7 protein-coding genes, 2 tRNA genes and 1 pseudogene are annotated in these 7,745 nt (G+C 68.1%); 4 read left to right on the top strand and 6 right to left on the bottom strand.

Annotated elements, in window-relative coordinates:
- Nucleotides 1–281: 281 nt before the first annotated feature.
- The 3 genes from C3492_RS26785 to C3492_RS26775 all read right to left on the bottom strand — a co-directional run bounded on the left by C3492_RS26785 (nt 282) and on the right by C3492_RS26775 (nt 1,272).
- Nucleotides 282–479, bottom strand: a complete 198-nt coding sequence (locus C3492_RS26785; RefSeq protein WP_103814806.1) for a hypothetical protein — start codon at nt 477–479, stop codon at nt 282–284.
- A 79-nt stretch (nt 480–558) separates the two neighbouring features.
- A tRNA-Trp gene (locus C3492_RS26780) sits at nt 559–633 on the bottom strand.
- A 252-nt stretch (nt 634–885) separates the two neighbouring features.
- Nucleotides 886–1,272: a hypothetical protein gene (locus C3492_RS26775; RefSeq protein ID WP_103814804.1), complete on the bottom strand. Its 387-nt coding sequence runs from the start codon at nt 1,270–1,272 to the stop codon at nt 886–888.
- Between the two features lie 174 nt (nt 1,273–1,446).
- Between C3492_RS26775 and C3492_RS26770 the strand changes: the two are divergent.
- Nucleotides 1,447–1,608: pseudogene (locus C3492_RS26770) on the top strand (site-specific integrase); the annotation flags it as partial.
- A 49-nt stretch (nt 1,609–1,657) separates the two neighbouring features.
- Here C3492_RS26770 and C3492_RS26765 read toward each other — a convergent pair.
- Nucleotides 1,658–1,731 (bottom strand) — tRNA-Gly (locus tag C3492_RS26765).
- A gap of 529 nt (nt 1,732–2,260) precedes the next feature.
- On the opposite strand from C3492_RS26765, the gene dcd reads away from it, so the two are divergent.
- Both dcd and C3492_RS26755 read left to right on the top strand, forming a co-directional pair.
- On the top strand, nt 2,261–2,836 hold the full coding sequence (dcd, locus tag C3492_RS26760) for a dCTP deaminase (RefSeq protein WP_103814803.1): 576 nt from the start codon (nt 2,261–2,263) through the stop codon (nt 2,834–2,836).
- A gap of 13 nt (nt 2,837–2,849) precedes the next feature.
- Entirely contained in the window at nt 2,850–3,353 is a 504-nt protein-coding gene (locus tag C3492_RS26755; protein ID WP_103814801.1) for a phosphoribosyltransferase, read from the top strand.
- Nucleotides 3,354–3,418: 65 nt separating this feature from the next.
- On the opposite strand, the gene C3492_RS26750 is transcribed toward C3492_RS26755, so the two are convergent.
- Nucleotides 3,419–4,489 carry a Yip1 family protein gene (locus C3492_RS26750; protein ID WP_103814800.1) on the bottom strand — a complete coding sequence of 357 codons (1,071 nt, stop codon included), beginning with the start codon at nt 4,487–4,489 and terminating at the stop codon, nt 3,419–3,421.
- A 410-nt stretch (nt 4,490–4,899) separates the two neighbouring features.
- Between C3492_RS26750 and C3492_RS26740 the strand changes: the two genes are divergently transcribed.
- Nucleotides 4,900–5,226 carry an antibiotic biosynthesis monooxygenase gene (locus C3492_RS26740; RefSeq protein WP_030648240.1) on the top strand — a complete coding sequence of 109 codons (327 nt, stop codon included), beginning with the start codon at nt 4,900–4,902 and terminating at the stop codon, nt 5,224–5,226.
- A gap of 94 nt (nt 5,227–5,320) precedes the next feature.
- Here C3492_RS26740 and C3492_RS26735 read toward each other — a convergent pair whose 3' ends face one another.
- Nucleotides 5,321–7,603 carry a (Fe-S)-binding protein gene (locus tag C3492_RS26735; protein WP_103814796.1) on the bottom strand — a complete coding sequence of 761 codons (2,283 nt, stop codon included), beginning with the start codon at nt 7,601–7,603 and terminating at the stop codon, nt 5,321–5,323.
- Between the last annotated feature and the right edge of the window lie 142 nt (nt 7,604–7,745).

The following is a 7,745-nucleotide window of genomic DNA, read 5'->3' as shown; positions in this document are numbered from 1 at the left end:
AACCCGGCATCCGAACCGGCCCGGACAACAAGGGACCCCCAGGTCGTCGACCTGGGGGTTTCGCGCGCAGCGGGTGACGAGAACCGAACCTGCGCTCTCAGCTCGGGAAGCTCACGGCATTGAGCGTGAATAACGGTGCGATGCGGCATGCTTCGAACGGCGGAGTGTTTAGAAGGCGCTTGGTGCGTCGAGCGGGGCACCGCCTCTGACCTGCGCTGCTCCCCCGCCGTGACTCCCCATCGGCTGACCCTCGACACGCATTCGACAGGGCCCGAGGTTCGCTACGGCCGGTGGTAGGCCTCGGGGGCGACTCCCTCCCAGGGTTCCCTGGAGAAGCTCACATAGACGGGGGACTCAGGATCGCCCACCTGCATGTTGGCGAACAGATCCACATTGTGGTTGGCGAACCGGTGCAGATACTGGAGGAACAACTCCGACTCCGCTTTGGACAGTGCCTCGTCGTGCCGCTCATTGCGCATGCGTGCACGATACGAGTCCAGGTCGCAGGGTCCGCGCGGAGCCGTCCCACTACCGGCTGGACGCCGCGGCTGGGGCGGACGGAGCCGGCCGGATTCGAACCGGCGTCCTCACGATTTTGGAGACCGTGCGCGACTACCTCTGCGCTACGACTTCGCCCGGCTGGGATCCTAGTCCCGCTGGCCCTAGTCCCGCTGGCCACGCGCGAGGCATACAGGCGCCCTTCGTCACAGGACCCCACACGCTTTCCAACTGTGCTGGTGGGGTGTGGGGCTGTGTGCGGGGGCGTTCACCTGCGTTTATTGGCGGCTGGCTGCTGGAGTGGTCGCGGAGTTCGATCCGCTCTGAACGGCCGTGAATGGTAATGAATGAGACGGAAACTGAGACGGTGGCATGGGGCTGTCTGCTTCACTCCTCCCCAGGTGGGATGAGGCGATCGGCACTCTCGGCGTCGTCCACGTGTCCGTGTGCATCGACGGTGATCGGGGTGGCTCGCCCCTTAGAGGTGACCAGCCATGCGAGCACCCGCTCGGTCAGCGGCCCGTTGTCGGCTCCCTCGTCCTTCCAGTAGGCGCGCCAGCCGTCACCCGGCACGGCAGCCACCACCTGGTCGGCTCGCTCCAGGTGGGAGAAGTCTGGGTACTCCGTGACCGGTCGCCGCATGCCCCGCTTTGGATCGACAACGAGGGCCACGCCCGTGGCGTCGTCCCAGGAGTCCACGTCTACGGTTCGCCCGATCATCGTGTCCGTGCCGGTGAAGATGGCGAGCCAACCAGTCTGGTTGAAGTAGCGCATGCCGCCATCGTCTCTGACGCCTCTGCCAGCGCATGCTTCCGTCGCGGCCTTCTGATCCGTAGCTCTATCGAAATGGGGCGCGTACGGTCATTCAGGCCACTTCGAAGCTGATGCGGGGCGCCTGCGGTCGGCTGAAGCTGCCGTGGTTGCGGTACGGCGCTGCTGTACACCGTGGAGAAGGCGGCGCTGATCTATCAGCACTCCGATGACGAGCGGCAAGAAGAGGTCGCCGCCGGGTTGGATGCGACCGTGCGGAAGGCTCGGGCTGCGGCCAGAGAGACCCAGCGCAAGGGGCCCGACAAGCCTTCTGGCACGAATCTGGCACGCGACGCCTGATCACCGCGCACAACAACAAGGCCCAGGTCTCTGACCTGGGCCTTCAGTATGGAGCGGGTGACGAGAATCGAACTCGCGCTCTCAGCTTGGGAAGCTGATGTTCTACCATTAAACTACACCCGCGTAATACGGACGGATCGGCCCCGGAGGGTCCGGTGTCCGGACGCTTGCTCACTCTACATCATCATCGGCCCCCGGTGTCCGGACCCCGGGGGTTGAGTCGGCTCCGGAGGGGTATCCGGCTGCGGTCGGCCGGAGTTGGGGCGTACCGTGGAGGGGTCCCGTGGGGCCGGAGTGCCGCCTGGAGAGTTATCTCTTTGATCCCGTAATGTGGCTTTTGTCGTCCGGGCAGCAAGCCGGACGAGGCTCTTGGGGAAGGGACTTGAGGGACTTGATGGAACGCACCGTCGTCCGATGCGCGGACGGGCACGTCTTCAGCACCGCTTCGTTCCCGATGCAGCAGGCCGAGCGGCTCGGCCCCGGCCGGCTCGTGCGGTGTCCGCGGTGTGCCCGGCTCCGCAGCGCGGTCCCCGTCGTCCTGCAGAAGAGGTGAGGGCGTCGGGAGAGGACCGGCTGTAGTCGGCGTGTGACAGCGGGCGCGCGGACCCGTCGCGATTGCGACGGGTCCGCGCGCCTTGCGTATCCTCGCTACGTGCTTCTCTCAGACAAGGACATCCGGGCCGAGATCGACGCCGGGCGGGTACGGATCGATCCCTACGACGAAACCATGGTGCAGCCGTCGAGCATCGACGTCCGGCTGGACCGGTACTTCCGGGTGTTCGAGAATCACCGGTACCCCCACATCGACCCCTCCGTCGAGCAGGCCGATCTGACCCGGCTGGTGGAGCCGGAGGGCGATGAGCCGTTCATCCTGCACCCCGGGGAGTTCGTGCTCGCCTCCACGTACGAGGTGATCACGCTTCCCGACGATCTCGCCTCCCGGCTGGAGGGGAAGAGCTCGCTCGGGCGGCTGGGGCTGGTCACGCACTCGACCGCGGGGTTCATCGACCCCGGGTTCAGCGGGCATGTCACCCTGGAGCTGTCCAACCTCGCCACGCTGCCCATCAAGCTGTGGCCGGGGATGAAGATCGGCCAGCTCTGCATGTTCCGGCTGACCTCGCCCGCCGAGCACCCGTACGGCAGTGAGCGCTACGGCTCCCGGTACCAGGGGCAGCGCGGGCCGACCGCCTCGCGGTCCTACCTCAATTTCCATCGGACCCAGGTGTGAGGGCGACGACAGCATGAGCAGCGCAGACGTGCGGGAGAACCTGACCTACGAGCGGTTCGGGGCCGCCATCCGCGAGCTGGCGCAGACCATCGCCGACGACGGGTACGAGCCCGACATAGTGCTCAGCATCGCCCGGGGCGGGGTCTTCGTCGCGGGCGGGCTCGCCTACGCCCTCGACTGCAAGAACATCCACCTCGTCAACGTGGAGTTCTACACCGGTGTGGGCACGACCCTCGACATGCCGGTCATGCTCGCTCCCGTCCCGAACGTGATCGACTTCTCCGACAAGAAGGTGCTGATCACCGACGACGTCGCCGACACCGGCAAGACCCTGAAGCTGGTCCGTGACTTCTGCCTCGACACCGTCGCCGAGGTGCGCTCCGCCGTGATCTACGAGAAGTCCCACTCCCTCGTGAAGTGCGAGTACGTGTGGAAGCGGACCGACGACTGGATCAACTTCCCGTGGAGTGTCGAGCAGCCCGTGGTGAAGCGGGTCGGGCAGGTTCTGGACGCCTGAGGAACCCCGGTCACATACGGAAGGCCCCCGGCCGCACGCCGGGGGCCTTCCGCGTGGGCGAACCGTCAGAACGTGCCCAGCTTCACGATCGACAGCAGCGCGATCAGCTGGATCGCCGACGCCCCGAGCGCCCTCGGCCACGGCAGGTCGTGGGAGCGGGACACCATCAGGGTCAGCAGGGCGCCCGCGCCGACCCAGGTGGCCCAGCCGAGGAGCTGGACGAAGCCGGCGTCGCCGCCGAAGAACATGGCGACGATCAGGCGGGGCGCGTCCGTGAGGGCCGTGATCAGCATGGACAGGCCCACCGTGGGCTGCCAGGCGCCGTCGCCGCCGAGCTGGCGGGCCAGGGTGTGGGTGACCACGCCCAGGACGAACAGGCCGAGCACCATCACGACCGCCGTGATCAGCACGATCGGCACCGCGTTGGACAGGGTCGCGCTGATCGCGTCCTGGCGGGCGCCGTCGAAGCCGAAGACCGCGAGCAGGCCGTAGAGGAAGGTCACGACGAGGGCGGGGGTCCACATCGTGTAGTCCCGCATGCGCAGGAAGGTGTCGTTCGGGGACAGGACGATCCCCTTCAGCAGTTCCTTCCAGTGCAGGGGCGGTCCGAGCGGCGCGGCGGGCGCGGCGGCGGAGCCCGCCTGATAGGTCGCGCCCTGGGTGTAGCCGGCGGCCTCGTCGACCGAGAAGGCCTGGGTGTGGCCCGGGTTGTTGGCCGCGTAGGGGTCGTGCGCGCCGGGACCGGGGCCCGGGTGGTGGCCGCCGTCGCCGAAGTACTCCGGTCCGTCGTCGGCCGGCCCCGGGTACCCGTACGGCTGCTGTCCCTGCCGCTGGTACGGCGGCTGCGGCGCCGGCGGATAGCCGTACGAGGGGCCGGACGGGCCCGGCCGGCCGTACGGCGGCTGACCGTACGACGGTCCCCCGGGCTGTGCCGGGCCGTGCCCGCGCCCGTGTCCGCGCCCGTGTCCGTGCCCGTACGACGGCCCCTGCGGCGCCTGCTGTCCTTGGGGGGTGCGGTTGTCCCGGCCCCCGCGTCCGATCCTGAATCCAGCCACGTCAACGAACGTACCTGGTCCTGAGGGCCGTTGTGCCGGGCCCGGCGGTCCGGGCCCGGCTTTGCGGCCGACCTGTGACATCCCCTAAGGGGGCGTCAGGGGGGCGGTTCAGGGTCTTCCCCGGGTTCCCCCGAGGCATCCCTCAGGTGGGGTTGGACCGTGTCAGTTGTTGAGAACCGAGCCCTACCGCGGGGTGCCCGCCGTGGAGACCCCGGTGGCCGACGGGCCGAAGGAGAGCGCCCCGGCCGTCGTCTGATCGGGGTGCGGGCGGCCTGGACGCCCGAGGACGAGCCGTAGAGGACGACGACCACACCGGCCTGCTGCGCCGTGCCGACCTGGTGGCCGGCGGCGCTCGGGACGAGGGGCAGGGCGGTGAGCAGGCCGGTGGTCAGGGCAGCGGCCGGCAGGAGGACGCACTTGCGCAAGACGATGACGCGTTCGCGTGGCGGCGGCACCGCCGCCCCGGCCGTTTTGTGGGTCAGGATGGTGCCATGAGCGTAGTGAAGATCAACGTGCTGACCGTTCCCGCCGAGCAGCGGGAGGTCCTGGAGAAGCGGTTCGCCTCACGGGCCCACGCCGTGGAGAACTCCGACGGCTTCGAGTGGTTCGAGCTGCTGCGGCCCGTCGAGGGCACCGACCAGTACCTCGTGTACACGCGCTGGCGTGACGAGGAGTCCTTCCAGGCGTGGATGGAGGGGCCGATGAAGTCCGCGCACCAGGGTGGCGGCGAGGGCGGCGAGCGCCCGAAGCCGGCGGCCTCCGGCTCGACCCTGTGGTCCTTCGAGGTGGTGCAGCAGGCCGCGCCCAAGAACGCCTAGGGGACACGCGGGCCGTGCCCGAGAACGCCTGGCGGACGCGACGGCGCCCCCTGCCTGTGCGGGTCAGGGGGCGCCGTCGGGTCTGAAGGGGCGGTTACTTCACCGGCTCCGGCTCCGGCTCGCTCTCCGCCTCGGTCTCGCCCGCCGGGTCGGCCGGCGTCTTGACGGAGTCGAGCAGCAGCTGGGCGACGTCCACGACCTGGATGGACTCCTTGGCCTTGCCGTCGTTCTTCTTGCCGTTGACCGAGTCGGTCAGCATGACGAGGCAGAACGGGCAGGCGGTGGAGACGATGTCGGGGTTGAGGGAGAGGGCCTCGTCGACGCGCTCGTTGTTGATGCGCTTGCCGATCCGCTCCTCCATCCACATCCGCGCGCCGCCGGCGCCGCAGCAGAAGCCGCGCTCCTTGTGCCGGTGCATCTCCTCGTTGCGCAGGCCCGGGACCTTGCCGATGATCTCGCGCGGGGGCGTGTAGATCTTGTTGTGCCGGCCCAGGTAGCACGGGTCGTGGTACGTGATGATGCCCTCGACCGGGGTGACCGGGACCAGCTTGCCCTCGTCCACCAGGTGCTGGAGCAGCTGGGTGTGGTGGATGACCTCGTAGTCGCCGCCGAGCTGCGGGTACTCGTTGCCGATCGTGTTGAGGCAGTGCGGGCAGGTGGCGACGATCTTCTTCGCGGACTTCGGCTTCTTCGACTCGGGCGTGATGTTGCCCTCGTCGTCCATCTCCTCGCCGAACGCCATGTTCAGCGCGGCCACGTTCTCCATGCCGAGCTCCTGGAACAGGGGCTCGTTGCCCAGGCGGCGGGCGGAGTCACCGGTGCACTTCTCGTCGCCGCCCATGATCGCGAACTTCACGCCCGCGATGTGCAGCAGCTCGGCGAAGGCCTTGGTGGTCTTCTTGGCGCGGTCCTCCAGGGCACCGGCGCAGCCGACCCAGTACAGGTACTCGACCTCGGTGAGGTCCTCGATGTCCTTGCCGACGACCGGGACCTCGAAGTCGACCTCCTTGGTCCACTCCAGGCGCTGCTTCTTGGCCAGGCCCCAGGGGTTGCCCTTCTTCTCCAGGTTCTTGAGCATCGTGCCCGCCTCGGACGGGAAGGCGGACTCGATCATGACCTGGTAGCGGCGCATGTCGACGATGTGGTCGACGTGCTCGATGTCCACCGGGCACTGCTCGACGCAGGCGCCGCAGGTGGTGCAGGACCACAGGACGTCCGGGTCGATGACGCCGTTCTCCTCGGCGGTGCCGATCAGCGGGCGCTCGGCCTCCGCGAGAGCGGCCGCGGGGACGTCCTTGAGCTGCTCCTCGGACGCCTTCTCCTCGCCCTCCATCGTCTTGCCGCCGCCGGCCAGCAGGTACGGCGCCTTGGCGTGCGCGTGGTCCCGCAGGGACATGATCAGCAGCTTCGGGGAGAGCGGCTTGCCGGTGTTCCAGGCGGGGCACTGCGACTGGCAGCGGCCGCACTCGGTGCAGGTGGAGAAGTCCAGCAGGCCCTTCCAGGAGAACTGCTCGACCTGGGAGACGCCGAAGACGTCGTCGTCGCCGGGGTCGGTGAAGTCGATCGGCTTGCCGCCGGACGTCATCGGCAGCAGGGCGCCGAGCGAGGTCTCACCGGTGGCGTTGCGCTTGAACCAGATGTTCGGGAACGCCAGGAAGCGGTGCCAGGCCACGCCCATGTCGGTCTTCAGGGCGACCGTGATCATCCAGATGAAGGAGGTCGCGATCTTCAGGCCGGCGAAGAAGTAGGTGAGGTTCTGGAGCGTGGAGACGTCCATGCCCCCCAGCCACTTCACGACCGGGTACGAGATGAAGAACGAGGCCTCGTAGCCGTCCACGTGGTGCTGGGCGCCTTCGAGGGCGTGCAGCATGAAGATGCAGACGCCGACGATGAGGATGACGGCCTCGACGAAGTACGCCTGGCCGAAGTTGGAGCCGGCGAAGCGGGACTTGCGGCCCGGCTTGCGCGGATGGCTCAGCTGGCGGATGACGATCAGGGCGAGGATGCCGATCACCGTCATGGTGCCGATGAACTCGACGTAGACGTTGTACGGCGCCCAGTCGCCGAGGACCGGCAGCAGCCAGTCCGCCTTGAACAGCTGCCCGAACGCGTTGACGATCGTCAGCAGCAGGGTGAAGAAGCCCACCGCCACGAACCAGTGCGCCACGCCGACGATGCCCCAGCGGTTCATCCGCGTGTGGCCGAGGAACTCCTTGACCACGGTGAGGGTGCGCTGTGTGGGATCGTCGGTCCGCGTGCCGGCCGGCACCGGCTGGCCCAGCCGCATGAAGTTGTAGATCTGCAGGAGGGCGCGGCCGAACAGTGCCACGCCGACCACGATCAGGACCAGCGACACGATGATCGCGGCGAGTTGCATTGGGGCTCCTGAGGCGGCCTCGGTCGACACGAGCTGTCTGAGCTGATCGACATTACTAAGCGGTAACTTATGTAGTCCGTCTGAGACTACCCCCATCTTCCGTCGGGATGCAGCAGAGCGCGGGGTGATCTGGGTCGCCGCC

The organism is Streptomyces sp. Ru62 (assembly GCF_002920615.1).
GTDB lineage: Bacteria > Actinomycetota > Actinomycetes > Streptomycetales > Streptomycetaceae > Streptomyces.
This window is presented reverse-complemented; position numbering and strand designations above follow the sequence as displayed.

Coding starts and splice junctions, on each gene's coding strand:
- C3492_RS26785 (WP_103814806.1), bottom strand. CDS start 479: ATGCGCAATGAGCGGCACGACGAGGCACTGTCCAAAGCGGAGTCGGAG.
- C3492_RS26775 (WP_103814804.1), bottom strand. CDS start 1,272: ATGCGCTACTTCAACCAGACTGGTTGGCTCGCCATCTTCACCGGCACG.
- C3492_RS26755 (WP_103814801.1), top strand. CDS start 2,850: ATGAGCAGCGCAGACGTGCGGGAGAACCTGACCTACGAGCGGTTCGGG.
- C3492_RS26750 (WP_103814800.1), bottom strand. CDS start 4,489: ATGTCACAGGTCGGCCGCAAAGCCGGGCCCGGACCGCCGGGCCCGGCA.
- C3492_RS26740 (WP_030648240.1), top strand. CDS start 4,900: ATGAGCGTAGTGAAGATCAACGTGCTGACCGTTCCCGCCGAGCAGCGG.
- C3492_RS26735 (WP_103814796.1), bottom strand. CDS start 7,603: ATGCAACTCGCCGCGATCATCGTGTCGCTGGTCCTGATCGTGGTCGGC.